We start from the raw sequence: 24,948 nt of genomic DNA on the forward strand, positions 1-24,948 counted from the left end.
GGAGAAAAGTTTCTACATTTTCCTGCGGACGGCACCCGGCTGTGATAAGTTAGCCGCTGACCTGCATCTGAGCGGGGCTGAAGTTGGACCCCTGCGAGGTTGAAGTGGAGAGAACTTCTCGACTTCCAATGTCCCGGAATTATCACTAATCGTTTGATTGCACTTTCAAGCTAGAACTGTATGATCAAACAGTTAGAGCAAGGGAGGGCAAGTGGCCACGGCAAGCCAGGGAAAAGTCCAGCGATCCCAGCGTCTGCTCCTCGGGTCGAACGCAACGGACGCGGCAGGACGCTCACTTTCTGATATCACGATTGATCTGCTGTTCGTGGGTACCCTTGGCGCAACTGCCATGCAGATGGGAGTGCTCAATGCGCTTGGTTCCCTTTCCTTTGTGCTCGCCAGCATCCCCGCGGGCCATTTGGTCGACAAGTATTCCGCGTTGCGGGTCCTGCGCATCGGTCTCGGGTCCAAGCTTTTCCTGCTGGGGTGCCTAGCGGCGCTGTCCTTCGCCGAGGAGCTAACGATCCCGCTGGGGATGCTGTTGTGCGCATTGCTCGGCTTCTGCAATGTTTTTTCCGAAACGTCCCAAACCACTGCCGTTCCGCAGCTCATCGGAGATGAGCCTGAAGTCCGAGCGGCGAGCATTAGCAAGTTGATCGCCTCGCTGGGAGCTGCGGACCAGTCAATGACCGTGATTGTCCCGGCCTTGGCGGGAACCGGCTTCGCGCTGTGGGGAGCGCCAGCGCTGCTGAGCATCTCGACGGCTCTGGGCCTGCTGGCAATGCTGATGGCCCTGCAGGTGCGTTCCTCTCGCCTGTCGCCAGGCCCTGGCCGCCGCCCCGGGCCGTCGACCGAACGGGGCGGCATCCTGGCTGGCCTCAGGTATCTGGCCCGGCACCGCCTGCTCTTGGCAATTACCGTTGCAGTGATGTTCTCCAACTTGGGGCTGGCCATCGGGTCATCGGTGGAAGCGATCTTCATTATCAACGAGCTCGGCTTTGGCGAATTCGGGTACGGCCTTTTCGCCTCGGTGAGTGGCGTTGGCGGGCTAATTGGAGCTGCTATCGCAGGAACGCTGGCTGGAAAATTCGCTCCGGCAACCTTGCTGATCTACACCGGTTCGATGCAGGCAGTTTTGGCGGGCTGCGTATTGGCCGCGGCTTATGCAACCGAAATGTGGTCCATGGTGCTGCTGGGAATTTTCGCGCTGGGATGGGGAATCGTCGTGCTGCTCTTCAACATTGCTGCCTCGTCCTGGATTGTGCAGATCGTTCCGGAGCAGCTGCTGGGCCGGGTCCTAAGCGCACGCCGGTTATTCACCTTTGGAGTCGTACCCGTTGGCGGATTGGCGGGCGGCGCATTGGCCAGCGCGTGGGGGATTACCGCTGGACTGCTTGCCTGGGTCGTTGCCGCAACCCTCTCAGTTATTAGCTACCTAGTGATGCGCGGCCCCGCAAGCCGTTAGGCTGGAAAGCATACGCACCACGAAGTAAAGGCAACCGCGCACGTGAAACTCGTTATCGACGCTCGATACACCCGCATCACCCACCATGATGGCATTAGCCGGTATACCGCCGGGTTGATCGAGGCCGCCAGCAAGCTTGCCGAGGTCACGATGCTGGTCAACGACACCAGGCAGCTGGCAATGCTCCCCGATGTTCCGTATCTGAAGATTTCCGGCCCCACGAGCGTGCTCGAGCCATTCGTCGCCCTGCAGATCAACAAGCTCAAGCCGGATGTCGTGTTCTCGCCCATGCAGACCATCGGATCGTTGGGGCGGAAATATCCCTTGGTCTTGACCTTGCATGATTTGATCTACTACTCGCATCCGCATGCACCGAAGTTCCTGCCTGCTCCGATTCGCGCTGGATGGTTCTTGTTCCATCAGGTCTACTGGCCGCAGCGGATGCTCCTGAATCGTGCCGACGCGGTGGCTACCGTTTCCAACACCACAGCCGATCTCATGCGCAGGCATCGACTGACCAAGAAGCATATTGGACTGGTGTCCAACGCCCCCACCGGAAATTTTGCTCGTCGAGACCAAGCGAAGCGTCCCAAGAAGACCTTGGTCTATATGGGTTCCTTCATGGAATACAAGAACGTCGAGACACTCATCCGCGGCATGGCGCACCTGCCGGACTATGAGCTGCACCTGCTAAGCGGGATCAACGAGCAACGTCATGCTGAATTATCCAAGCTCATCCCCTCGCAAGCCACAGTGGTATTCCACCGCGGTGTCAGCGACGAGGAATACGAGCAGCTGCTCAGCGAATGCACTGCCTTGGTAACCCTTTCGCGAGAAGAAGGCTACGGGCTTCCCCTGGTCGAAGCGATGAGCATGGGAACTCCGGTGATTGCCACCGATATGCCGATTTTCAGGGAAGTCGCGGATGACGCCGCGCTGTACGCTTCGGCAGATGATGTACAAGGCTTCGCGGACCAAGTACGCACTTTGGATGAGCAGGCTACCTGGAGACAGTATTCGCAACGCGCCGTGGAACGAGCCAGGCACTATTCATGGGAACAATCAGCGCAGCAGCTGCTGGATTTGGCCAGATATGCGGCAGATCACAGAAAGTAGTTTGCTGCTGCTTGGTGGATAAGCATCCGGTCTCGCCCGGAAAATGGCGGAATTTCGGGGCAGGGAACGCATGCTCCGCAACGGGAACTTCCGATTTGAAAACGGCACTTGGCCAGTGCTAAAGTATTACTCGTTGCATTCCTCCATAGCTCAATTGGCAGAGCATTCGACTGTTAATCGAAGGGTTACTGGTTCAAGTCCAGTTGGAGGAGCCAAAGAAACCTCCCAGCTCCGCAAGTAGCTGGGAGGTTTTGTTTTACCCAAAAGCGGTCGTTGCCATGCGCAAATTCGAAGTGAAAACCCAACAACACCCGAACCTCCTATAACCACAGGTGATTAGACGATAGACTTTCGAATCGTTAACAGTTACACCCACAGCATGAGATAAATGCAGTGGGTTTTACGCCTGAAGACTGAGTCGTATGCGGCAACCGGGGTGTTAGCGTTTGATGTACCGGTTGCTGAGCGATCGAGAATATGGAGAAACCATGTCTGAAGCTGAATCGACGCAAGCTGACGAAAGCCTTAAGTCGAGTGTCAAGAGTGCTAAGACGCAGGTTGATGGTCTCAAGGAGCTTGTTCCACAACAGCTCTCGGACGAGATCAAACTCGCGACTACGGTACTCAAAGGCAAGGGAATCAGCATTGGCATGGCGGCGGCGCTCGCCGGAGCTGCACTGCTCGTAGTGCTGCTCTTCGTCATTGCTGTTGTAGTTACCCTGGTCAATGTATTGGCTCTCTGGTTGCCCGGTTGGGCAGCCGCATTGATCGTTGCAGGATTCTTCTTGCTGGTTGCTGCCATCTTGGGATTGGTTGGATATGCCAAGGTCAAGAAGGCACTGCCGCTGAAACCGGAAGCAGCTATTCGCGGACTCCGCCACGACTTGGGCGTGCTCAAGGACGGCAGCGCCTTCGATGTCAGCACTCTTGATGAGCCGCTGAAGAAGAAGTCGGCTGAGGATGACGAGAAGGCTGAAAAGAAGAAGGAACCGAAGCCTCCGGCACCGAGTGTCGATGAGCTGATCCTTCGCACCAAGCGTCGCCGCCGCCAGATCCAGGCTCTGCGTGACAACCTGGGCGAGAGCGTGCAAGCGCCACTGGCCAAGATCGACAAGATTCGTTCCTTCACCCAGGGAGCTGGGGAAAAGTTCTCCGGAGCAGCTGCCAAGGCGAAGGGATTCGTTCGCCCTTCCTCGTCTTCGTCTTCCGAAGACCAATCGGAGGCTGACAGAGCCGGCTCAAACCGCTTAGAGCAGGCACGACCGTATATCGTGATGGCAGGTTCCGGGCTGGCGCTGATGGCTGTTGTCCGCGCATTGTTCAAGCGCTCCTAGGTCTTTCGCCGACGGGGCCAGGCATTAGCCGTACCAAGCGTGCGCGTGCCCCGTCGTATGAAAACTTAGGCTAGAAAGGCACTGACATGGTTTGGATCGCTATTGCAGCGGCACTATGCAGTGCCTTTTGTCTTGCCTTTGGAGCGCACTTCCAATCGCAGGCAGTCCGCAGTGCTGTTGGCGGTCTGGACCTGACAATTAAGAATGTCGGGAAGCTGGCCCGCAACAAACGCTGGATGAGCGGACTGGGGCTGATGGCTCTTGGCATGGCCTTGAATGTTTTCGCGCTAGCCAGCGCGCCCTTGACGGTGGTGCAGCCAATTGGTGCCATTGCATTGGTGATCACTGCGATGGTCAATGCCAAGGAAACCGACCTGACGATGAATCGTCCCACCGTATTGGCGATCATCAGCTGCATGGTGGGTTCGGTTGGCTTCGTGCTTCTGGCCGTCACTGCCACTAGCAGCAACCAGGAGGTAAACGACTACGAAGCGCACTTGATTGAAATGATCTTGGCGGTAGTCGTTGCCATCGTGGGATTGGCCACCATCTTCTTCCACAAGAAGCTCGGTGCGTTCTTCTTCATCCTCGGTGCTGGCGTTCTATTCGGATTCGTCGCCGTACTGGTTCGAACCATTGCAATCGCCGTGATGAATATCGGCGACGGCAGCTTTGTCCAGCTGCCTTGGCTGGCTGGCCTAGCGGTAGTTGTAGCTGGCCTTCTCGGCTCGTATTTTGTGCAAAAGGCCTACTCAAAGGGACCTCCTGACCTTGTCATCGCAGGGTTGACGGTGATTGACCCGATAATTGGCATTGCCATTGGAATCGGCATCCTCGGGGAGCTGCGTCCTGATGTTCCGGTACTGGTCACCGTGCTGATGCTGGTGGCTGCTGGTTTGGCTATCGTCGGTGTGACCGCACTGTCCAGGCATCACCCGGATGTTATTGAACGCCGGAACCAGTCTGAAGCAGAAAAATCCATGCCTGATTCCAAATAGACTGAAGCTGCAGATTTTAATAGAAACTACAACGCGTGTGAACGCCGAAGGATGCTCGTGGCCAAGGAAAAACCGCTGACCATCGTCATTGCTGCTGACACTTATCCGCCAGACGTCAACGGTGCAGCGATGTTTTGCTACCGGTTGGCTACTGCGATGCATGCACGCGGCCACCGGGTGCATGTGCTGGCGGCCCGTGGAGATAAGGGCAAGACCTACACCGAGATCCGTGATGAAGCAATTGTGCATCGTCTGGAATCGCATTCGGTACCTACCCACGAGTACTTCCGCATCGTGTTCCCGTGGGAGGTCAATCGGCAGATCAGCAAGCTGCTCTCGGATATCAAGCCCGATGTAGTCCATGCCCAGAGCCACTATATGATTGGCCAGCGCACGATCGGATGGGCTCGCAAGAACAAGGTTCGTTCCATCGCCACGAACCACTTCATGCCGGAAAACCTTGACCCATTCCTGCCTTTCCCGCAGTGGTTCAAGCGAATTGTCGCGCAGAATTCGTGGAGAGACATGGGGAAGATCTTTGGGCGGGCAGACGCCGTCACGACCCCGACTCCACTGGCGGCCAAGGCAATGCGTGAGCGTGCCAAACTGAGCCGGGTGCTTCCGCTGTCTAACGGGATCGAGATCGGCAACTACGAGCTGGCGGCAGGGGAAGAAATCATTAAAAACGAGTTCCCCACGATCTTGTTCGCAGGCCGTCTTGCCGTTGAGAAGAACATCAATGAACTCATCGAGGCATTGCCTTTAATGAGCCAGGTGCCGGATGCCATCATTGAAATTGTTGGCGGGGGAGAGCAACGCCCTCACTTGGAGAAGATCGCTGACGAATTGCAGCTGCGAGACCGTGTCCGTTTCCTTGGGCATGTAAGTGATGAACAACTGCGCCAGGCCTACCTGCGTTGCGATGTGTTCTGCCAACCAGGCACCGCCGAACTGCAGTCATTGGTAACCTTGGAAGCACTCTCGGCTTCCAAACCCGTCGTTCTGGCCAACGCGATGGCCCTGCCGCACCTGGTAGACGAAGGCATCAATGGTTACATGTTCACGCCGGGAGACCGGCAGGATCTGGCCAACAAGCTAGACCAGGTTCTGGCCTTGGATGAGCAGCGCCGTGCCAAGATGGGTGAAGCCGGGCATGAAAAGGTGAAGAACCACGCGCAGGAAAAGACGATGAACTCCTTCGAAGCCCTTTACCGCGGCCACGAAGTTTCCAGCCATTAATAGGTTCATCGTCATCGGGTGCGTCAAATCGGTGTTTCGGCTAGTGATGCCCTAGAATATTTCGAGTGTGGTTACACCGCTTCGGCGATGGGCCCATGTGGGGAGTTAGCTCAGTTGGTTAGAGCAGGGGACTCATAATCCCTTGGTCATGGGTTCAAGTCCCATACTCCCTACCAAACAAGATCGTCCAGCAGCTTATGCAAGAAAGCTGCTGGGCGATTTTTCGTTCCGGGGTATGGAAACTGGAAGAAGCAAGTTCCCGGCCATTGCGCGGTGCCAACTTGCAACTCTCATGGCAGTCCAAGGAACAGGCTGCGCGGCTGCGCGGCATGGAGCTCTCGCCAGGGGCAAGAACACGCAGAGGATCCGGTCTGCAAGACCCGCGACAGTAACCGTGGCTCTTCATGGTGCACCCCTGGGAGCCTTCACGGTCATTCGTGCAGCGGCAAGAGTATTGATGGACGCATGTCGCGGATCAGCAACACCGGGTCAATGTATTCGCCGTCGAGTCGCACGCCCCAGTGAATGCATCGGCCCGAGCAGTGCGCCCCGGTTGCTACCTGTCCCACCTTCGCGCCAGCCTCGACCCAATCGCCCACCGAGACTCCGGCGGCTACCGGTTCGATGCTGGTCTTGAATCCGGAACCGTGGTCGATGACCAGCACGGGTCGATCCACGATCACTGAAGCGAAGGCGACTTGGCCGCGCTGGGGCGCGAAGACCGAGTCTCCGGAGCTGGCAGCCAAATCCACGCCGCGATGACCGGGAAGCCAATTCTCCTCCGGCTTATCGAAGGGCTCCAGAATTTCCGGTTCGCCAGCTAGTGGCCAACGCCAGCCGTTGCCGGCGGCGAGTGCAGCTTGTGCTTGGACTGGTTGTGGCGCCGCAGTCAGGGGCGAGGCCGGAGGACCACTGAAGGCCAGCAGCAAAACCTGCAGCCCGGCGACTAGATACTTGGATTTCATGCTCTCAGGCTGGACCCAATAGCCGGATCTTGAGCAGTTGGGAGAGCGAATTGTGGGCAAGCGAATGGGCTGCAGATCACCGATATCGCCGTGTAAAGCGTTGAGTTCTCTGTAGTACACTTGAAACAGCAGTGTCCTGTCACAGGTGTGTCCAAAACTGGGTGCGTCGGGCAGGGGATTGACTTCGCGTATGAGTATCCACAGCTTCATGAGCTGTGGCCTGAGGTTCCAGTGGTCCGAGAGAATCGGTGGACCGAAGGCGAGATGCCAAGCATCTATCGGTATTCATGCTAGGGCGGATATCCACAATGGCTATCTGCATCAACCCGAACAAACAAGAGCAGTTACCGCGGGCGCATGCGCGCCCGGTCCGCCACTGCTGAAAGGAGTTGCGACATGCCAGTCGTAACCATGCGAGAGCTGCTTGACAGCGGCGTCCACTTCGGCCACCAGACCCGTCGCTGGAACCCAAAGATGAAGCGCTTCATTTTCACCGAGCGCAACGGCATCTACATCATCGACCTGCAGCAGTCGCTGTCGTTCATCGACCGCGCTTACGAGTTCGTCAAGCAGACCGTTGCCCACGGCGGCACCGTACTGTTCGTCGGTACCAAGAAGCAGGCTCAGGAATCGATCGCCGAGCAGGCTAACCGCGTTGGCCAGCCATACGTGAACCAGCGTTGGCTCGGCGGTATGCTGACCAACTTCCAGACCGTCTCCAAGCGCGTTCAGCGCATGAAGGAACTGGAAGAGATCAACTTCGAGGACGTTGCTGGCTCCGGTCACACCAAGAAGGAACTGCTGCTGCTGAAGCGCGAGCTGACCAAGTTGCAGAACAACCTCGGTGGTATCCGTAACCTGACCCGCACCCCTTCCGCTATCTGGATCGTTGACACCAAGAAGGAACACTTGGCTATCGACGAAGCACAGAAGCTGGGCATCCCAGTTGTGGCCATCCTGGACACCAACTGCGATCCGGACGAAGTTACCTACCCAATCCCAGGCAACGACGACGCAATCCGCTCCGTCAACTTGCTGACCCGCGTTGTTGCTGACGCTGTGGCCGAAGGCCTCATCGCCAAGAACAACAAGGCTGCCGGCAAGACCGAGGGTGCTGCTGAGCCAATGGCTGAGTGGGAGCGCGAGCTGCTTGAGGGCGAGAAGGCCAAGGCCGAAGCTCCAGCTGCAGAAGCTGCAACTGAAGCACCAGCTGCAGACGATGCAACTGAGGCACCAGAAGCCAAGTAGTCACCTCGGTGACTCCAGAAGTTTGCCTGGGCGCACTAGCGTGTAGCTCGGGGTGAACTTCACCAAGTCTTGTGGGACGGGCCGGAAATCCGACCCGTCCCATAAGCAAAATAAACTTGAAACTCCTAGCTGAATGGGATTGCACGTGGCAAACTACACCGCTGCTGATATCAAGGCACTGCGCGAGCGCACTGGCGCCGGCATGATGGACGTTAAGAAGGCACTGGACGAGGCTAACGGCGACGCCGAGAAGGCCATCGAGATCATCCGCGTCAAGGGCCTGAAGGGCGCTACCAAGCGCGAAGGCCGTTCGACCGCTGAAGGCCTGGTTGCTGCCAAGGTTGAAGGCAACGTCGGCGTCATGATCGAGATCAACTGCGAGACCGACTTCGTTGCCAAGAACGAGAAGTTCATTGCACTGGCCAACAAGGTCCTGGATGCCGCTGTGGCTTCCGGTGCTGCAGATGCAGAAGCACTGCTGGCTTACGAGCTGGACGGCAAGACCGTTGGCGACATCGTTATCGAAGAGGGCGCAATCCTCGGCGAGAAGGTTGTTGTACGCCGTGTTGCACGCATCGAGGGTGCCAAGGTTGCTTCGTACCTGCACAAGACCAGCAAGGACCTGCCAGCTCAGGTTGGCGTTCTGATGGCTGTTGACGCTGACAGCGAAGCTGCCGCAACCGTCGCACACGACGTTGCTGTCCACACCGCTGCAATGGCTCCTACCTTCCTGTCCCGCGAGGAGGTTCCAGCTGACAAGGTTGCCGACGAGCGCCGCATCGCAGACGAAACCGCTCGCGCGGAGGGCAAGCCAGAAGCTGCACTCACCAAGATCGTTGAAGGCCGCCTGACCGGTTTCTTCAAGGAAATCGTCTTGGTTGACCAGGCTTTCGCCAAGGACGCAAAGAAGTCCGTAGGCAAGGTCTTCGAAGAAGCTGGCACCAAGCCAGTTGCCTTCGCACGCTTCCGCGTTGGTGCCTAAGCTTTTACAGCTCTAAGCATTAGCCGTACGCATTAAGCGAACCGCGTTCAGGGCAACCTGAGTGCACAAGATCAAAGGGAGGTGAGCACCGAGAGAAAACTCGGTGACTCGCCTCCCTTTTCTTGAGCCCGGATCTCACGATAGCTTGGGATCTGGGAAGTAGTACCCCCAGCTTGATTCCGACCTCCAGGAGTAAGACACCTCATGCCAAGCACCCCAGAAACCAAACGACGCCGCGTACTGCTCAAGCTCTCCGGTGAAGTATTCGGCGGCGGCAAGATCGGCGTTGACCCGGATACCGTTCGCGGCATCGCCAAGCAGATCGCTGAAACCGTAGGCGAAGTAGAGGTCGCAATCGTGGTTGGCGGCGGCAATTTCTTCCGCGGCGCAGAACTCTCGGCCTCCGGCATGGACCGCTCGCGCGCAGACTACATGGGCATGCTTGGCACCGTCATGAACTGCCTGGCACTGCAGGACTTCCTGGAACAATGCGGCGTCGAAACCCGCGTCCAGTCGGCCATCGCCATGGCCCAGGTCGCAGAGAACTACATCCCACGCCGTGCCATCCGCCACATGGAAAAGGACCGCGTTGTCATCTTCGGCGCTGGCGCAGGCCTGCCGTACTTCTCCACCGACACCGTGGCCGCGCAGCGTGCCCTGGAAGTCGATGCTGACGAAGTTCTGATGGCCAAGTCGGGCGTCGATGGCGTGTACACCGCGGATCCGAAGAAGGATCCGACCGCCAAGAAGCTGGAGACCTTGACCTACAGCGACGCGCTGGTCAACGACATCCGCGTGATGGACCAGACCGCCATGACCATGTGCCAGGACAACAAGCTCAATATGCTGGTCTTCGGCATGGAAGGCGAAGGAAACGTGGCCGCGGCAATTCGCGGCGAGCGGATTGGCACCACCGTCACCGTCTAATCGGTGATCGTGGCTTAGGATTGAAGTAGATTTAATTTCCCGTAGCGGAAACACAGATGAAGTACTTGAGGAGTACCGGTGATTGACGAAACGCTGGCGGAAACCGCCGAAAAGATGGAACGCACCATTGAGGCCGCCAAGGAGGACTTCGCGACGATCCGTACCGGTCGCGCCCACCCAGGCATGTACTCGAAGGTCATGGTGGACTACTACGGTTCCCCGACCCCACTGCAGCAGTTGGCTTCCTTCGCAGTGCCAGAAGCACGCACCATCACCATCACCCCATTCGATGTGACCGCTATGCGCGCAATCGAAAAGGCTCTGGGCGATCCAGAAGTTGGGGCAAACCCATCTTCGGACGGAAAGATGATCCGCGTTGTCCTTCCAGTGCTGACCGAAGAACGCCGCAAGGAATACGTCAAGCTGGCCAAGGCCAAGGGTGAGGACGCCCGCGTTGCGCTGCGTAATCACCGCCGCAAGGCAAAGGACTCCATCGACAAGTTGGTCAAGGATGGCGAAATTGGCGAGGACGAGGGCACCCGTGCAGAAAAGGACCTCGACGCGCTGACCAAGAAGCACGTTGACGCAGTTGACGAGATCTTGAAGAAAAAAGAAGCAGAGCTGCTGGAAGTCTAATGCCAGGCTCGACAGACAACACTGAGGGCAACGCTTCGGCGGTGCCCTCAGTGGCATCCGGAGAATCCCAGCCCCTGACCCGACGCGAAGCTCGTGCCCAGCGTGAGGCTGCCGCCAAGGGGAAAAAACGCGGTTTCATGAAGAACCGCGCGGCCAGGGAAACTCCAGAACCTGCCACTGGAATCCAAGAACCGGTCACGACTGAACCGGCCAATCCGGTAGCTGCTCCAATGGCCACGCCAGCACCGGCACCAGCCGTGGAGCAAGTTGTCGGCACCGATGGCGTTTTGCCGACCCCTCAGCCAGGGGCTGGCGCGAGCCCGGCAGCCGAGGTTTCCCCAGGCAAGGATGCAGCCGCTACGGCTGATACCGGGCAAGCGAAAGAGCGTGCCAAGGCAGCCTTCAAGGCTGATACGTCCAAGTCGGTGGCGGCCCCGGGGCCAATCGCTGCCCAGCAGGCCGGACCAGCCGAGGAACCGGCTGAGCCCGTAGAATCGGCGGAACCCGGCAAAGCCAAGATCTTAGCGGCCCCAGCTGCCCAGGGTGGTATGCCAGCGAAGGGCGAAACGACCAAACCGGAAGCCGAATCAGCGGCGCAGAATCCAGCGCCTGCCGAGGGCAAGATGCCTGCTCCACCGGTTTCCGACTCCACGGACCTGGCCGAGACCGGCCAGCCCGACGCGGCAGAAGCAGACATCCCTGCCGAGCTGTTGGTAGGAACCCCGGAGCCGAAGAAATCGCGCGCCGGACGCAACCTGCCCGCGGCAATCGGCGTAGGCTTGCTGATGCTCGGCGTCGTCCTCGTTGGCCTGATGTGGTCGCAGCCATTGCTGGTCATCGCGCTGATAGCCCTCAGCGGCATTGGCTGCTGGGAAGTTGCGAGAGCTACTACTCACGCCAAGACCGCGGTGCCTCAATTGCCGTTGTACCTGTCCTCGGTCTTGCTGCCGGTCAGTGCCATTTGGGGCGGGGTGGAAGCCCTTGGATTCAGCTACATTGCCTGTATCCTCATCGCTTTGCTCTTCCGGCTCATGGAAGGACTCAAGGGTGCTGTGGCCTCGGTGATGAGCAGCGTGTTCATCATCAGCTGGGTGCCGCTGCTGCTTTCCTTCGCCCTGCTGATTCTTGATTCCGAGAATGGCCAATGGCTCATTGCCACGCTTTTGCTGCTCGCGGTCGCCAACGACACCTTCGGCTACATCGTGGGTGTGCTAGTAGGCAAGCATCCGATGGCGCCAAAGATTTCTCCGAAAAAGTCCTGGGAGGGCTTCGCCGGATCAATGATTGGTTCGATGGCTATTGGTGCTTGCGCAATGCACTTCTGGCTGGAAATGCCATGGTGGACGGGCGTCATCTTGGCGTTCTTCACCACCATTGCCGCGACCACTGGCGACTTCGCGGAATCCATGGTCAAACGTGAACTGGGCATCAAGGACATGAGCAACTTGCTGCCGGGCCATGGCGGAATCATGGATCGCTTGGACTCGATATTGTTTGTCATTCCTCTGGGCTACGTGATTTCGCATGTGTTGGCCTGGAGCGTCGAAGTCTTCTGACCGGTCCCGCCAGCGGGTGTGATCCTCTACTGGAATGCACTGGCTGGTGTGGCCATTAAGCCAACTATTGGCCCAAGCCAATAGAATATGAGGGGTATCGCCTTACCGGGGTACCCAACTGATATCTCTCTAGAGAAAAAGGAACTGTCGTGTCGCAGCAGCAAGATGCTCCGTTTTCCCGCGTACCGGACTCGGAATTCGGCTACAACGCAAAGCAAGTTGATGCATTCCTGAGCCGTGCCCGCGCCACCTTCAACGGTGGAGGAAACGACGACAGTGTGGTCACCAGCCACCTGATCCGCCGCACCACTTTTGCGCCGCAGAAGGGCGGGTACCAGGCCCGCGAAGTCGATGGTGCGCTGGACCGCTTGGAAGATGTCTTTGCCAAGCGCGAGCGCGACGACTTGATTGCCCATCAGGGCGAGGAGGTCTGGCTGCAGCAGGTAGGCCGCCTGGCCGCGATCCTGCGTGGCCGCCTGCACCGTGCCAAGGGTGAGCGTTTCCGTCGCCCGTCGCGTTCCAACGCGTCGAGCTACAACATCGAAGATGTCGATCGCCTATGCGATCAGCTCATCGACTATTTCGAGAACGACGTGCCCATGGCCGTTGACACCGTACGCCGCGTGGAATTCCGCTCTTCGCAGGGAACCGATGGCTACGAGGAATCGCAGGTCGATGCATTCCTTGACCGCGTGGTCGAGCTGATGGCTTCGATCGACTAGCAGCTGTCTCCAGCGCAAACGCATTGCCGCGCAGGGCAGTGGGAAATTCTTCCCGCTGCCCTGCGCGGCTTTTTGCATTCTTGGCGACGCGCTGGCCGATAAGGCTAGGGCCGGGTCTGTTCATAGTGGGCCAACCAGTTTCGCAGCATTTCTTCGAGCACAGGACGATCAGCGGGGGCCAGCTGGTCCACGAGGCGCTTTTCGTTGCGCATGTGGGCGGTAAACGCTTCATCGATTTTCTTCTTGCCGCTAGCCGTCAAGGAGATGCGGCGCCCACGCCTGTCATCACCGGATAGCGCGCGGGTGACCCAGCCGTTGCTGACCAGCTTGTCGAGCCGCTTGGTCATGGCTCCGGTGGTCACCATCGTCTGCTGTGCCAGCTCGCCGGGGGCCAGGGAGTGGGGTTCTCCTGCCCGCCGCAAGGCCGCGAGCACATCGAATTCGGCTTCGGTCAGCCCATGCTCTGCATAAACCGTGCAGAGCTCCTCGGTCAGGTAATTAGCCAAGCGATGCAGCCGGCCGATGATTCCCTGGGGAGCTGGGTCGAGATCCGGCCGTTGTTCTGCCCACTGCTGTTGAATGCGCGATACGTGGTCGTTTTGCTCCATGCCTTTATTATATCTTCCAAGGAAGCTAAAGTATCTTCCATGGAAGATACTTTGAATTCCGCGGGGCACCGGCTTCGAACGCTGGGCTGGGTAGCACTGACCGCGATAGCCCCGATCGCGTGGGGCTCCAATTACTATGTCACCAAGGAATTTCTTCCCGACGGCTCAGCGCTCTGGGGTGCGGCGATCCGCGCATTGCCGGCGGGCTTGGTGTTGCTGGGGCTAGCCAGGAAACTCCCGCAGGGCAGCTGGTGGTGGAAATCCGCGGTTCTGGGAGTGCTGAATATCGGTGCCTTCTTTGCCCTGATCTACGTGGTGGCGCAACTTTTGCCATCGGGTGTCGCTGCTACGACCATGGCGATTTCTGCCGGTGTGCTCATGCTGTTCGCATGGCTATTGCTCGGTGAACGTCCTGCACGTTGGCCTTTGGTTGGGGCCCTCTTGGGCTTCGTCGGCGTGGGCATCATGGTATTCGATGCACAGGCCGGCATCGATATCCTGGGGATCGTCTTGTCGCTGGTAGCAATGGTCCTGTCCAGTGCCGGGTTCATCCTGACCAAACGATGGTCTGAAGGGATGCCGATTATCCGTGTCACCGCCTGGCAGCTGGTGGCCGGAGGGGCAGTACTGGTCCCCTGCGCGCTGTTCGTGCATGGAGCACCCCCTCAGCTTGACCTGCAGGCGATGGCGGGCTTCGGCTATGTCAGCCTCATTGCCACCGCGGCTGCCTATCTTGCCTGGTTCACCGGGCTGCGCCATCTCCCTGCATCGTCAGTTGGCCTCATTGGCCTGCTCAATCCAGTGACAGGGGTCCTGCTGGGAACATTGCTGGCAGCGGAAAGCCTCGGCCTCCAAAGCCTGATCGGGATGGGCTTGGTTCTCGGCGGAGTCCTTCTGGGGCTGGCCAAGGGATCCCGGCGCAGATCAGCTTCGGCACGCGAAGCATCTGGCCGCGACGCGCCTGCCGGAGAATCCGTGGAGACTGGCTAGAACTTCGTCCGCCAGTCCGGGACATGGAGCAACGCCATGACGCGTTCAACGTTGGCGGGCACGCTCCGCTTGGTGCTGCGCGATACGAAGATCATCACCATGAAGGCCAAGGGAACGCTCCACGCCGCAGGCTGGCGCAAGAGGTGGATCCAGATCTCATCTTCCTGGGGCAGGAAGGCGCCGGTCATCAAGGCCAGCCCGCAGGAGATGCCGCCAGCCAGCAGTCCGGCAACAGCACCTCGAGCGGTCAGTGAACGCCACCAAATGCCCAAGAGCAGCAGCGGGCAGATGGTGGATGCAGTGAAGGCGAAGACGTTTCCAATGGCGCCCGCCAAGGCCAATGAATTGGTCACCACCGCGACCAGGACGGGCAGGGCGGTGGCCAGCACGGTAGAGATCCTGAAGCCCCGCACGGTACCCGAGAAGAATTCCTGGGACAGCGCACCAGCCAGGGATACCACCAAACCGGAGGTGGTGGAGAGGAAAGCTGCGAATGCGCCACCGACGACAATTGCGGTCAAGGCGTCGCCCAGGAATCCGTCGAAGAGGCGCCCGGGCAAGAGCAGGATGGTGGCATCGGTTTCATTGGTGGCACCGAGCTCCGGGGTGTAGAGCAAGCCCAGCACGCCCAAAGTCGTCGGCAAGAGGTAGAACGCGGAGAGCAGGCACAGCACAATCACCGTGGTGGTACGCGCAGCCTGGCCTGTGGGGTTCGTGTAGAAGCGCACCAGCACATGCGGCAGCCCCAGGGTGCCGAAGAGCAATGCCAAGATGATGGATACCGTCTCGTAGAGGTTCATCGCGTTCACGGACTCCAGCTGCGCATACAGGGCCTGGGCATGCCCGGATGCCGAATGCTCGGGGATGGCCCGCCCCAGCAGGAAAATCGTGGGAATAACCAAGGCCGCCAGCTTGAACCAGTACTGGAAGGCCTGGACGAAGGTCACCGAGCGCATCCCGCCGGACAGCACCGTCACGCAGACAACCGCGGCAACAATGACCGGACCGGCCCAACTCGGGAATCCGGTAGCGATGGATAGGGTCAGGGCTGCTCCGTGCATTTGCGGAACGATATAGAGCCAGCAGATCACCACCACCAGATAGGTGGTGATTTTCCGCAGCATCGGCGAGCCTTCGAAACGGATCTGCGCGAAATCGGGAATTGTGTATGCCCGGGAACGTCGCAGGGGAGCGGCAACAAACAGGAGCAGCATCAAGTAGCCTGCGGTGTAGCCGATGGGGAACCACAAACCTGATTGCCCAGAGAGCACAATCAGCCCGGCAACGCCCAGGAACGAAGCTGCCGACAGGTATTCGCCGCCAATCGCAGAGGCATTCCACCACGGGCGTACGGTGCGTGAAGCTACGTAGAAGTCGGAAGTCGTGCGGGACAGGCGCAGGCCGTGGAAGGCAATCAGCATGGTGGTGAGGCAAACGATCACCAGGGAGGAAACGGACAGCAGGCTAGCCACGGCTGATGCTCCGATACCGTTCTTCATTGCGTCCCGCGGCCCTGTTGTAGAGCATTCCGGCCACGATGATCAGTGGATACATGCCGATGCCCAAAACCCACCATGGCAGGGGCAGGCCTAGCAGGTGGATGTCCTCGAAGACCGGCCAAAAGACGAGCAATGCACTGATGCCTACCAGCATCGCCAGCAGGCCCGCCGCGACGGCACAGGCCAGCCGCAGCTGGGAGCGGATCAGCTGGCGAACATAGAATTCTTCTGCTGTGTGCTCGGGACGGTCGGGGGAGACAGTCAAGGATGCATCCTGCGGAGCCTGGACACGCACGCGTTTTGGACGCTGCTCAGCGAAACGTCCGGGCATGAGGGGCTCTCGCCGGCTGTTGTCTTGGGGAAGGTGCTCCACGGAAGGCCAACAGCTTCCTACAGCGGGCGGACGCGGTTGGCAGCCAAGCGTTCCCGCAGGTATGGCAACGCGCGACGAGAAATCGGAAGTTCGGTGCTGTTGACCAGCACAGCGGCCTTGCCGGTCTGCAAGCGAACGGTTTCGATCTTATCCATGCACACCAGGTAGGAACGGTGGATCCGAACGAAACCGGACTCGCCCCACTGCTGTTCCAAATCGTTGAGCGGAACCCGGATGAGATAGCTCGAATCCTTGGTGTGCAGCCGGGCGTAGTCTCCCTGGGCTTGAACGTAGGCGATATCCGCCCGAGGGATCAGCTTGGTGATGCCTCCCTGGTCCACCGTGATCATTTCAGGCTTGGCAGGGGTCTCCTCGACCAGCTCGCAGATGCGGCGAACGGATTCGGCCAGGCGCTGCGGGCGAATGGGCTTGAGCACGTAGTCGATGGCGGCCAACTCGAATGCTTGCAGCGCTTGATCTTCATCGGCGGTGACAAAAACAATCAGTGGGGGATTGGTGAAGCGGGAGATGACGCGGGCAATATCCAAGCCTGACAAAGCCGGCATGTGGATGTCGAGGAAAAGTGCGTCGACAGTATTTTCCTCCAGCGCCTTCAGCGCCGCGGCACCAGAGGTGGCGCGGTGAATTTTCCCGATGCGGGAATCCTGGCTGAGCAGAAAAGCGATTTCTTCTACCGCTGGAAGTTCATCATCGGCGACCACCACGTTAATCATGCGAAAATTCTACCGTTTATTGGATTTTTCTATGCATCGGAAGTGATCGTGTTGGGCGGACGGAACTTCGGGACACGCAAAGTGATCAGCGTTCCGGCCCCCGGCGCGGTCTCCACCACCAGTCCATTGGAATTGCCGTAGAGCTGGCGCATGCGCAGGTCGACGTTGCGCAGGCCTACGTGCATATTCGGGGTATCGCCAGCTAGCACACTGGACAGCTGCTCGGGATCCATGCCCATGCCGTCATCTTCCACGCTGATAACTGCGTGCATTCCGTCTTCGGTGGCCGTGATGGAGATGACTCCGCCATCTGGCCGGGCTTCGAGTCCATGGCGTACCGCGTTTTCAACCAGCGGCTGCAAGGCCAGGAAGGGAATTTGCGTGGGCAGCACCTCGGGAGCGATCTGCAAGGAGACCTTGATGCGCTCACCGAAACGGGCCTTTTCCAGCAACAGGTAGCGGTCGATCGCTTCCAGTTCCTCGGCCAGGGTGGTGAATTCACCGCGGCGGCGGAAAGAGTACCGGGTGAAGTCGGCGAATTCTATGACCAGCTCACGGGCTCGAGCGGGATCCGTATTGATGAACGAGGCGATCGCATTCAGCGAGTTGTAGATGAAGTGCGGGGAGATCTGAGCGCGCAAGGCACGCATCTGCGCTTCGAGCAGCATGGCCTTGGATTCATCGAGCTGGGCGGTGGAAACTTGCGCGGATACAAAGACCGCTACCTCGGAAACTGCCCGAACGAAGCTGGCGCCGGCCCTGCGTGATAGCGCGGTCACCGTTCCCACGCTTTGATCTCCTACGGTGATCGGAGCGGACACGAAGTCCATGCCGGAGGAACGTTCTACCTGGGTTTTGCCGGTTGCCAGCGCGCTTTTGGAAACCTTGGAGGCTGCTTCTTCGAGTTCCGCGGTGAAATCGGCCCCTGCATCGGTGGCCAGCACATGGGTGGTGTCGCTGATCAGCAATACCTGGCAGTTCAAGAGCCTGCGCAGCGCCTTGGCGCTTTTGGCCGCCCCGTCCTCAGTCAGGCCGCGCTCCAAATGGGGAACCGCAACGGACATGTGGTGCAACGTCTTGTAGGTGGCTTCCTCGACGTCGGTACCCATTTCCGTAGTGGAGCGGGAAATCCTGAAACCGATGTAGCCGACAAGAGCGATTCCGACCATCGCAATGGCGACGATCAGGGTGACTTGCAGCGCTGGAGACATGTATCCCATCTTAGGGCCCTGCCTGATCTGCCGACCGTTCAGCGCGCCATGCTGCGCCGTTGGGCGCAGAAAGCAGTCCGTTGAGCCACGAGCTGTGCAGGCCCCCTAGTCGCCAACGGGTTTATCGCCAATAGTGAACTTAGTCACAAAACCGATGTGCGCCCAGTCACATCATCAACTCGCTCAAGGAGGGCATCATGAGTGCCAACCCGGAACACGGCGTCGCTGCTGACGTTGATTTCGTCAAGGAGAGCCAATCCGAGGAATTCCAGGAACTGCGAAAGACCCACCGCAGTTTTGTTTTCCCGATGGCAGTCTTCTTCCTCGTCTGGTATTTCGCCTATGTGCTGCTAGCCGACTACTTCCACGACTTCATGTCCATCAAGGTTCTCGGCAATATCAACATGGGTATTGTTCTCGGGTTGCTGCAGTTCGTGTCGACCTTCGCGATCACCGCGGCCTACGTCAGTTTCTCGAATAAGAAGCTCGACCCCAAGGCAACCAAGATCCGTGAACGCCTAGAGAGCGAGGGAGTGAACTAAATGAACCAGCTCAGTATCCTGGCCCAGGCCGCGGGAGAGTCGACCCAGGTCGGCAACCCCTTGGTCAATATCGCCATCTTCCTGGCCTTCGTGGGCGTCACCATGGTGATCGTGCTCCGCGCCTCCAAGAACAACAAGACCGCTGCGGATTACTATGCAGGCGGCCGTTCCTTCACGGGAACGCAGAACGGCACCGCAATTGCCGGTGACTACCTCTCGGCAGCCTCCTTCCTGGGCATCGTTGGCGCTATCGCCATCCAGGGCTACGACGGCTTCCTCTACTCGATCGGCTTCCTGGTTGCTTGGCTGGTTGCCTTGCTGCTGGTTGCGGAGCTGCTGCGCAACACCGGCAAATTCACCATGGCCGATGTGCTGTCCTTCCGCCTCAAGCAGCGTCCGGTGCGCATCGCCGCGGCCATCTCCACGCTGGCAGTGTGCGTCTTCTACCTGCTGGCGCAGATGGCTGGCGCCGGCGCGCTGGTTTCCCTGTTGCTGGGTATTGACGAGAAGCTGGGACAGTCGCTGGTGATCGTTATCGTTGGCGCATTGATGATCCTCTATGTGCTGGTTGGCGGCATGAAGGGCACCACCTGGGTGCAGATCATCAAGGCCTGCCTGCTGATCGCCGGCGCGCTGATCATGACCGTGTGGACGCTGGCCATGTTCGGCTTCAACTTCTCCGACCTGCTGGGCAAGGCAGCTGAAGTAGCCGGCAACCCCGAGATCCTGAATCCGGGCATGAAGTACGGTGTTTCTGAAACTGCCAAGCTGGACTTCATCTCGCTGGCCCTGGCCTTGGTGCTTGGCACCGCCGGCCTGCCGCACGTGCTGATGCGCTTCTACACCGTTCCTACCGCGAAGGAAGCCCGCAAGTCCGTCGTCTGGGCTATCTGGCTGATCGGCGCCTTCTACCTGTTCACCCTGGTGCTGGGCTTCGGCGCCGGTGCACTGATTGGCCCGGATCGAATCCAGGCGGCTCCAGGCGGCGTGAACTCTGCGGCACCGCTGCTGGCCTACGAATTGGGCGGCACAGTGCTGCTGGGCCTGATCTCTGCAGTGGCCTTCGCAACCATCCTTGCTGTGGTGGCGGGCTTGACCATCACCGCGGCGGCATCCTTCGCCCATGACGTGTACGCGTCGGTGATTGCCAAGGGCAAGTCCACTCCAGAGAAGGAAATGAAGATTGCCCGCCGCACGGTCTTGGTTATCGGAGTCTTCGCTATCGCTGGCGGCATCGGTGCCCAGGGGCAGAACGTGGCCTTCCTGGTGGCATTGGCCTTCGCGGTGGCCGCTTCGGCTAACCTGCCAACCATCTTGTACTCGCTGTTCTGGAAGGGCTTCAAGACCCGCGGCGCAGTGTGGTCCATGTACGGCGGCCTGGGTTCGGCTTTGCTGCTGATCATCTTCTCGCCAGTGTTCTCGGGCTCGGAGACCGCAATGATCCCAAGCATCGATATGGTGATCTTCCCGCTGGCTAACCCGGGTATCGTCTCCATTCCGCTGGCCTTCTTCCTAGGCTGGCTGGGCTCGGTTACCGACAAGCGTGTCGAGGACATTACCAAGCAGGCGGAAATGGAAGTTCGTTCGCTGACCGGTGTCGGTGCCGAGAAGGCAGTCGACCACTAAGGCGAAGAATTCATAAAACTCAATAGCGAAGTTCCGGGAACCAGCCAGCAGGCTGGTTCCCGGAACTTTTTGCTGCCCTGTGCGCTACGCGTTATTGGCTAGCGAGTGCTGAAGCAAAGCGGTGGTGCGGTAGGGGACGAGCTCGGCCATGGATAGTGCCGAGTCCGCACGATTCACTCCGTCTATATGCAGCAGATGTCCATGGACCCGAAACAGCTCCTCGGCGTCTTTGGCCGCTACCCGCACCAAGATGTCGGCAGAGCCGGTGAGCCCGTGTGCTTCAAGCACCTCGGGGATGGCTTCGAGCTTGGCGGCGATATCCCCGAGATGGCGTTGCTCAACATGCAGCTCGACAAAGGAGAGCAGCCCGTAGCCCAGCACTTCGGGCGGGATGCGGCGGTCAATGGAATCAAGAACTTCATTCTCCAGGCGGGTCATCCGCGTCTGCACGGTATTTCGCCCGAGGTTCAAAGCCGTGGCGATAGCCGAGCCGGTGCGTTTGGCTGCGGTCGAGAGGGCCAGCAGGATGCGCCGGTCGGTAGTGTCCAGAAGTTGCATAATGTGCACGTTAGCACTGACCGGTTCTCATAAACAGTGCGTTTTGCTCTAATTCCAAAAACACCATTGTGCATCCTGCCTTGCGTGAGTAGCATCACATTAAGCGGTGTTTGTGAATGAAAACCCGCAACCGACTACGTGAGAGTAAGGATGCCGATCGTGTCCACACAGCACATTGACGTAGCCGCCGGATGCCTACCCACGCATCAGCTGCTGAACGTCGACGGGAAACGAATCCCGGACGAAGAACTTGACCATTATCTGAAGGACCTCAAAGAAGCGGACCTTGCAGATTTCCTTCGCGACATGGTGGTCCTGCGCCGCATGGACAATGAAGCCACCGCATTGCAGCGCCAGGGCCAGCTAGGACTCTGGGCCCCGTTGCTCGGCCAGGAAGCCGCACAAATCGGCTCGGTCCGCGCCACCGAAGCGGATGACTTCATTTTCCCTTCCTACCGCGAGCATGGCGTCGCATGGGCCAGGGGAGTGAAAGCAGAAGATCTGCTCAGCGTGTGGCGCGGGGCCCAGGCCAGCGGCTGGGATCCGAATGAAGTCAATATTGCTTGCCAGCAGATTGTCATTGGCTCCCAGGCTTTGCACGCAGCCGGATACGGAATGGGAATCAAATTCGACGGGGGCAAGCAAGTTTCTGTGGCCTACTTTGGCGATGGCGCCACCAGCCAGGGCGACGTGAGCGAAGCCATGGTCTTCGCCGCCAGCTACCAGGCGCCAGTGCTGTTCTTCTGCCAGAACAACCAGTGGGCCATTTCCGAACCAGTCCACCTGCAAAGCCGCACCCAGATTGCCGACCGTGCCCACGGCTTCGGGCTGAAGACCTGGCGGGTGGATGGCAATGACATCCTTGCAGTCTACGCAGCCACCAAGGCCGCCCTGAATCACGCGCGCAACGGCCTGGGCCCAACCTTCATTGAAGCGGTCACCTATCGCATGGGGTCGCACACCACCGCCGATGATCCAACCCGCTACCGCAAGAGCGAGCAGCTCGAAGAGTGGAAAGCCAAGGATCCTATCGACCGCCTGGTGAAGTACCTGCATGAGATGGGTGCCGATGTGCAGTCCTACGAGCAGCGTGCCCAGAACGCAGCCGATGATCTGGCCGCGAAGCTTCGCGCCGCGATCACCACCATGGAGGACCCCAAGGTGGAAGAGCTGTTCACCAATGTATATGCCGAGAAGCACGAACCAACCGAACGCGCAGCCAAGAACTATCTGGACTACTTGGCAGATTTTGAAGGTGGAGAGTAACTGTGGCAACCACCATGCTCAAGGCGCTGAACAAGTCGCTGCACGATGCCCTGGACGAGGACGAGAAAGTCATCCTGCTTGGTGAAGACATCGGAACCCTCGGCGGCGTCTTCCGGGTCACCGATGGCCTGAAATCCAAATTCGGCGAGCACCGCGTCGTCGATACCCCGCTGGCAGAATCCGGCATTGTCGGCAGCGCCATCGGCCTGGCCTACCGAGGCTATCGCCCAGTAGTGGAGATCCAGTTTGACGGCTTCACCTACCCGGCCTTTGACCAGCTAGTTTCCCAGCTGGCTAAATTGCATTACCGTTCCCGGGGCCGTGTGAAGATGCCGGTGACAGTTCGAATTCCCTACGGCGGAGGAATCGGTTCACCGGAGCACCACTCCGAATCGCCGGAAGCATATTTCGCCCACACCGCCGGTCTGCGCGTCTTCGCGCCTTCAAGTGTCGAAGATGCCTATAGCATGTTGCGCCAGGCCATCGATTGCGATGATCCGGTCATCTTCTTCGAGCCGAAGCGCCGCTACCACGAGAAAAGCACGGCTGAACTTCTGGCTCCAACGCCAGACGGATCGCCAAAGGCCAAGATCATCCGACCCGGTGAAGATGTCACCGTGGTCGGCTATGGCCCGACCACCTACACCTTGGTGGATGCGGCCAAGGCCGCAGAAGATGAAGGCACCAGTCTGGAGGTCATCGACCTGCGCACCTTGGATCCGTTGGATATCGACACCGTGGCCGAATCCGTCAAGCGCACCGGCAAGCTGGTTGTAGTCCATGAAGCCAGCCGCACCAGCGGTATCGGTGCAGAAATCTGTGCCGAAATCACCGAGCGCTGCTTCGACTATCTGGAGCACGCCCCATTGCGCGTCACCGGATTCGATATTCCGTATCCGCCATCGCGGCTCGAAAGCCACCACCTGCCCGATTTGGATCGAGTGATGCACGCGGTCGATACCGTGATGCGCCACCACGAGGCAACCGAAGGAGCTGCCAAGTGATGACCGCCCACACATTCAAACTCCCGGACCTCGGCGAAGGGCTCACCGAGTCCGAGGTGCTGAATTGGAAAATCAAGGTTGGCGAGCATGTTGCGCTCAACCAGATCATTGCCGAAGTTGAAACCGCCAAGGCAGTGGTTGAACTGCCCTCGCCGTATGCCGGCTTCGTTCAGGCTCTGCATGCCACCGAAGGTGAAACAGTGCAGGTTGGCGGTCCGCTGGTCACTTTTGATCAGGAGCCAGGCGCTTCCGGCGGGCAGCCGCCAGCAGCAGGTCCCGGAAATCATGGGGAAAGTGCGGCCGTCGAGCGCACCCCAACCCTCGTTGGCTACGGTGCCCCGGCAGACACCGGCAACCGTCCAACGCGAAAAGCTCGTGGCTCCCGCAACGGGGGAGCGGCGCAATTGGCGGAACCAGTTGCATCCGCACCGGATGCCGCGCCGGCCAGTCCTGAGCGCGAACAACATGAGACGACTCGATGCACACCGCCCGTACGCAAGCTGGCACGCGATCATGGAATCGATATTTCGGCGCTCGCCGGCAGCGGCGAGGGTGGGCTGGTGCTGCGTAGGGATGTTCAGCAGGCCATCGATTCCGTAGGTACCAGCACCTCATCGGCAAGGGGAAATGGGCCAGCGTCCTCGCCGGATGTGGACCGCCATGTGAAGATCACTGCCGTCCGCAGAGCCACAGCCAAAGCGATGGTGCAGTCGGCGTTTACTGCACCGCATGCCACCGAGTTCCTCACTATTGACGTCACCGAATCCATGGCGTTGGTGGAAAGAATGCGTTCGCATCGCTTGCTGAAGGACCGGAAACTCAACATCACAACGTTGGCGGCGCTCGTGGTGACGAGATTGCTGAAGACTTATCCTGCGCTGAACTCGACGTGGGATGAAAAGGCTGACGAAATCATTGAGTTCGGGTCAGTGAATCTGGGCATGGCTGTGGCAAGTGACCGCGGCTTGCTGGTTCCGGTGCTGAAAAATGCCCAAGCCAAGACGTTGCCCGTATTGGCAACTGAACTCAGCGAGATTATTCTCCAGGGCCGCGAAGGAACGTTGTCACCAGCCCAATTGACCGGTGGCACATTCTCCATTACCAATGTGGGGGTTTTCGGCGTGGATGCCGGGACCCCGATTCTACCTCCGGGGCAGGCTGGAATCCTGGCATTAGGCCAAGTGAAACGAAGGCCTTGGGAATACCAAGACCAAGTTGCCCTTCGTCATACCATGACTTTGGCTTTGTCCTTCGATCACAGAGTGGTTGACGGCAAGGAAGCAAGCGAGTTCCTCGCAGGTGTCGGCTCGGTATTGGAAGACCCCGGAATGATGAATATTTTTATTTGA

The 24,948-nt window shown here is 59.0% G+C and carries 24 protein-coding genes and 2 tRNA genes; 19 read left to right on the plus strand and 7 right to left on the minus strand.

The window, feature by feature from the left end; all coding sequences use genetic code 11:
* The first annotated feature begins 211 nt into the window (after positions 1–211).
* The 7 genes from ACWICV_RS12315 (at position 212) to ACWICV_RS12345 (ending at position 6,328) form a co-directional block, all read left to right on the plus strand.
* On the plus strand, positions 212–1,465 hold the full coding sequence (locus ACWICV_RS12315; RefSeq protein WP_454091091.1) for an MFS transporter: 1,254 nt from the start codon (positions 212–214) through the stop codon (positions 1,463–1,465).
* Between the two features lie 42 nt (positions 1,466–1,507).
* Positions 1,508–2,581 (plus strand): glycosyltransferase family 4 protein, encoded by a 1,074-nt coding sequence (locus ACWICV_RS12320; RefSeq protein WP_454091092.1) that lies wholly within the window; start codon positions 1,508–1,510, stop codon positions 2,579–2,581.
* Positions 2,582–2,720: 139 nt separating this feature from the next.
* Positions 2,721–2,796: transfer RNA gene (locus tag ACWICV_RS12325), tRNA-Asn, on the plus strand.
* A 273-nt stretch (positions 2,797–3,069) separates the two neighbouring features.
* Entirely contained in the window at positions 3,070–3,915 is an 846-nt protein-coding gene (locus tag ACWICV_RS12330; protein WP_454091093.1) for a phage holin family protein, read from the plus strand.
* A gap of 86 nt (positions 3,916–4,001) precedes the next feature.
* Entirely contained in the window at positions 4,002–4,913 is a 912-nt protein-coding gene (locus tag ACWICV_RS12335; RefSeq protein ID WP_105657236.1) for a DMT family transporter, read from the plus strand.
* 51 nt (positions 4,914–4,964) lie between these two features.
* Positions 4,965–6,152 (plus strand): glycosyltransferase, encoded by a 1,188-nt coding sequence (locus ACWICV_RS12340; protein WP_400290337.1) that lies wholly within the window; start codon positions 4,965–4,967, stop codon positions 6,150–6,152.
* Between the two features lie 99 nt (positions 6,153–6,251).
* Positions 6,252–6,328: transfer RNA gene (locus ACWICV_RS12345), tRNA-Ile, on the plus strand.
* A 255-nt stretch (positions 6,329–6,583) separates the two neighbouring features.
* Here ACWICV_RS12345 and ACWICV_RS12350 read toward each other — a convergent pair.
* Positions 6,584–7,117 carry a M23 family metallopeptidase gene (locus tag ACWICV_RS12350; RefSeq protein ID WP_454091094.1) on the minus strand — a complete coding sequence of 178 codons (534 nt, stop codon included), beginning with the start codon at positions 7,115–7,117 and terminating at the stop codon, positions 6,584–6,586.
* Positions 7,118–7,513: 396 nt separating this feature from the next.
* Here ACWICV_RS12350 and rpsB point away from each other — a divergent pair, with 396 nt between their 5' ends.
* The 6 genes from rpsB to ACWICV_RS12380 all read left to right on the plus strand — a co-directional run bounded on the left by rpsB (position 7,514) and on the right by ACWICV_RS12380 (position 13,188).
* Positions 7,514–8,365 (plus strand): 30S ribosomal protein S2, encoded by an 852-nt coding sequence (gene rpsB / locus ACWICV_RS12355; protein WP_105661810.1) that lies wholly within the window; start codon positions 7,514–7,516, stop codon positions 8,363–8,365.
* Between the two features lie 145 nt (positions 8,366–8,510).
* The gene (tsf, locus tag ACWICV_RS12360) at positions 8,511–9,347 is read left to right on the plus strand and encodes a translation elongation factor Ts (RefSeq protein WP_105657303.1); all 837 of its coding nucleotides are present in this window, start codon (positions 8,511–8,513) and stop codon (positions 9,345–9,347) included.
* 204 nt (positions 9,348–9,551) lie between these two features.
* Complete coding sequence (pyrH, locus tag ACWICV_RS12365; RefSeq protein WP_105657240.1) at positions 9,552–10,274, plus strand: UMP kinase; 723 nt, start codon at positions 9,552–9,554, stop codon at positions 10,272–10,274.
* A gap of 78 nt (positions 10,275–10,352) precedes the next feature.
* The gene (gene frr / locus ACWICV_RS12370) at positions 10,353–10,910 is read left to right on the plus strand and encodes a ribosome recycling factor (protein ID WP_105657241.1); all 558 of its coding nucleotides are present in this window, start codon (positions 10,353–10,355) and stop codon (positions 10,908–10,910) included.
* Complete coding sequence (locus ACWICV_RS12375; protein WP_454091095.1) at positions 10,910–12,466, plus strand: phosphatidate cytidylyltransferase; 1,557 nt, start codon at positions 10,910–10,912, stop codon at positions 12,464–12,466. The genes frr and ACWICV_RS12375 overlap by 1 nt, the downstream gene beginning before the upstream one ends.
* A gap of 149 nt (positions 12,467–12,615) precedes the next feature.
* Positions 12,616–13,188, plus strand: coding sequence for a DivIVA domain-containing protein (locus ACWICV_RS12380; RefSeq protein WP_105657242.1), 573 nt, complete (start codon positions 12,616–12,618; stop codon positions 13,186–13,188).
* Positions 13,189–13,292: 104 nt separating this feature from the next.
* Here the strand turns inward: ACWICV_RS12380 and ACWICV_RS12385 are convergent, their stop codons facing one another.
* Positions 13,293–13,796: a MarR family winged helix-turn-helix transcriptional regulator gene (locus ACWICV_RS12385; protein ID WP_105661811.1), complete on the minus strand. Its 504-nt coding sequence runs from the start codon at positions 13,794–13,796 to the stop codon at positions 13,293–13,295.
* A gap of 39 nt (positions 13,797–13,835) precedes the next feature.
* Here ACWICV_RS12385 and ACWICV_RS12390 point away from each other — a divergent pair, with 39 nt between their 5' ends.
* Positions 13,836–14,786, plus strand: a complete 951-nt coding sequence (locus ACWICV_RS12390; protein ID WP_454091096.1) for a DMT family transporter — start codon at positions 13,836–13,838, stop codon at positions 14,784–14,786.
* On the opposite strand, the gene ACWICV_RS12395 is transcribed toward ACWICV_RS12390, so the two are convergent.
* From ACWICV_RS12395 to ACWICV_RS12410, 4 genes are read right to left on the minus strand one after another with little or no spacing between them, the layout of a single operon-like run.
* Positions 14,783–16,258, minus strand: a complete 1,476-nt coding sequence (locus tag ACWICV_RS12395) for a sodium/solute symporter (RefSeq protein ID WP_454091097.1) — start codon at positions 16,256–16,258, stop codon at positions 14,783–14,785. The two genes, ACWICV_RS12390 and ACWICV_RS12395, sit on opposite strands and share 4 nt — an antisense overlap.
* Positions 16,251–16,616 carry a DUF485 domain-containing protein gene (locus tag ACWICV_RS12400; RefSeq protein ID WP_105657246.1) on the minus strand — a complete coding sequence of 122 codons (366 nt, stop codon included), beginning with the start codon at positions 16,614–16,616 and terminating at the stop codon, positions 16,251–16,253. Before ACWICV_RS12400 ends, ACWICV_RS12395 begins: the two co-directional genes overlap by 8 nt.
* 59 nt (positions 16,617–16,675) lie before the next feature.
* Positions 16,676–17,392: a LytR/AlgR family response regulator transcription factor gene (locus ACWICV_RS12405; protein WP_105657247.1), complete on the minus strand. Its 717-nt coding sequence runs from the start codon at positions 17,390–17,392 to the stop codon at positions 16,676–16,678.
* Between the two features lie 29 nt (positions 17,393–17,421).
* The gene (locus ACWICV_RS12410; protein WP_454091098.1) at positions 17,422–18,603 is read right to left on the minus strand and encodes a sensor histidine kinase; all 1,182 of its coding nucleotides are present in this window, start codon (positions 18,601–18,603) and stop codon (positions 17,422–17,424) included.
* A gap of 197 nt (positions 18,604–18,800) precedes the next feature.
* Here ACWICV_RS12410 and ACWICV_RS12415 point away from each other — a divergent pair, with 197 nt between their 5' ends.
* Positions 18,801–19,145, plus strand: coding sequence for a DUF485 domain-containing protein (locus ACWICV_RS12415; RefSeq protein WP_105657248.1), 345 nt, complete (start codon positions 18,801–18,803; stop codon positions 19,143–19,145).
* A complete protein-coding gene (locus tag ACWICV_RS12420; protein ID WP_105657249.1) occupies positions 19,146–20,771 on the plus strand; it encodes a solute symporter family protein in 1,626 nt (541 codons plus the stop codon).
* A gap of 84 nt (positions 20,772–20,855) precedes the next feature.
* Here the strand turns inward: ACWICV_RS12420 and ACWICV_RS12425 are convergent, their stop codons facing one another.
* Positions 20,856–21,329, minus strand: coding sequence for an Lrp/AsnC family transcriptional regulator (locus ACWICV_RS12425; RefSeq protein ID WP_454091099.1), 474 nt, complete (start codon positions 21,327–21,329; stop codon positions 20,856–20,858).
* 150 nt (positions 21,330–21,479) lie between these two features.
* Between ACWICV_RS12425 and pdhA the strand changes: the two genes are divergently transcribed.
* Genes pdhA through ACWICV_RS12440 form a run of 3 tightly spaced genes read left to right on the plus strand, consistent with a single transcriptional unit; the run spans position 21,480 to position 24,948 of the window.
* Positions 21,480–22,595 (plus strand): pyruvate dehydrogenase (acetyl-transferring) E1 component subunit alpha, encoded by a 1,116-nt coding sequence (gene pdhA, locus ACWICV_RS12430; RefSeq protein ID WP_105661813.1) that lies wholly within the window; start codon positions 21,480–21,482, stop codon positions 22,593–22,595.
* A 14-nt stretch (positions 22,596–22,609) separates the two neighbouring features.
* Complete coding sequence (locus ACWICV_RS12435; RefSeq protein WP_332594836.1) at positions 22,610–23,599, plus strand: alpha-ketoacid dehydrogenase subunit beta; 990 nt, start codon at positions 22,610–22,612, stop codon at positions 23,597–23,599.
* Positions 23,599–24,948 (plus strand): dihydrolipoamide acetyltransferase family protein, encoded by a 1,350-nt coding sequence (locus ACWICV_RS12440; protein WP_454091100.1) that lies wholly within the window; start codon positions 23,599–23,601, stop codon positions 24,946–24,948. The genes ACWICV_RS12435 and ACWICV_RS12440 overlap by 1 nt, the downstream gene beginning before the upstream one ends.

The sequence above is a fragment of the Glutamicibacter sp. NPDC055354 genome (genome assembly GCF_053644955.1).

Coding starts and splice junctions, on each gene's coding strand:
- ACWICV_RS12330 (WP_454091093.1), top strand. CDS start 3,070: ATGTCTGAAGCTGAATCGACGCAAGCTGACGAAAGCCTTAAGTCGAGT.
- pyrH (WP_105657240.1), top strand. CDS start 9,552: ATGCCAAGCACCCCAGAAACCAAACGACGCCGCGTACTGCTCAAGCTC.
- ACWICV_RS12405 (WP_105657247.1), bottom strand. CDS start 17,392: ATGATTAACGTGGTGGTCGCCGATGATGAACTTCCAGCGGTAGAAGAA.
- ACWICV_RS12400 (WP_105657246.1), bottom strand. CDS start 16,616: ATGCCCGGACGTTTCGCTGAGCAGCGTCCAAAACGCGTGCGTGTCCAG.
- ACWICV_RS12440 (WP_454091100.1), top strand. CDS start 23,599: ATGACCGCCCACACATTCAAACTCCCGGACCTCGGCGAAGGGCTCACC.
- ACWICV_RS12390 (WP_454091096.1), top strand. CDS start 13,836: ATGGAAGATACTTTGAATTCCGCGGGGCACCGGCTTCGAACGCTGGGC.
- ACWICV_RS12415 (WP_105657248.1), top strand. CDS start 18,801: ATGAGTGCCAACCCGGAACACGGCGTCGCTGCTGACGTTGATTTCGTC.
- ACWICV_RS12425 (WP_454091099.1), bottom strand. CDS start 21,329: ATGCAACTTCTGGACACTACCGACCGGCGCATCCTGCTGGCCCTCTCG.
- ACWICV_RS12410 (WP_454091098.1), bottom strand. CDS start 18,603: ATGTCTCCAGCGCTGCAAGTCACCCTGATCGTCGCCATTGCGATGGTC.
- ACWICV_RS12435 (WP_332594836.1), top strand. CDS start 22,610: ATGCTCAAGGCGCTGAACAAGTCGCTGCACGATGCCCTGGACGAGGAC.
- ACWICV_RS12385 (WP_105661811.1), bottom strand. CDS start 13,796: ATGGAGCAAAACGACCACGTATCGCGCATTCAACAGCAGTGGGCAGAA.
- ACWICV_RS12420 (WP_105657249.1), top strand. CDS start 19,146: ATGAACCAGCTCAGTATCCTGGCCCAGGCCGCGGGAGAGTCGACCCAG.
- ACWICV_RS12350 (WP_454091094.1), bottom strand. CDS start 7,117: ATGAAATCCAAGTATCTAGTCGCCGGGCTGCAGGTTTTGCTGCTGGCC.
- rpsB (WP_105661810.1), top strand. CDS start 7,514: ATGCCAGTCGTAACCATGCGAGAGCTGCTTGACAGCGGCGTCCACTTC.
- ACWICV_RS12340 (WP_400290337.1), top strand. CDS start 4,965: ATGCTCGTGGCCAAGGAAAAACCGCTGACCATCGTCATTGCTGCTGAC.
- ACWICV_RS12375 (WP_454091095.1), top strand. CDS start 10,910: ATGCCAGGCTCGACAGACAACACTGAGGGCAACGCTTCGGCGGTGCCC.
- pdhA (WP_105661813.1), top strand. CDS start 21,480: ATGCCGATCGTGTCCACACAGCACATTGACGTAGCCGCCGGATGCCTA.
- ACWICV_RS12335 (WP_105657236.1), top strand. CDS start 4,002: ATGGTTTGGATCGCTATTGCAGCGGCACTATGCAGTGCCTTTTGTCTT.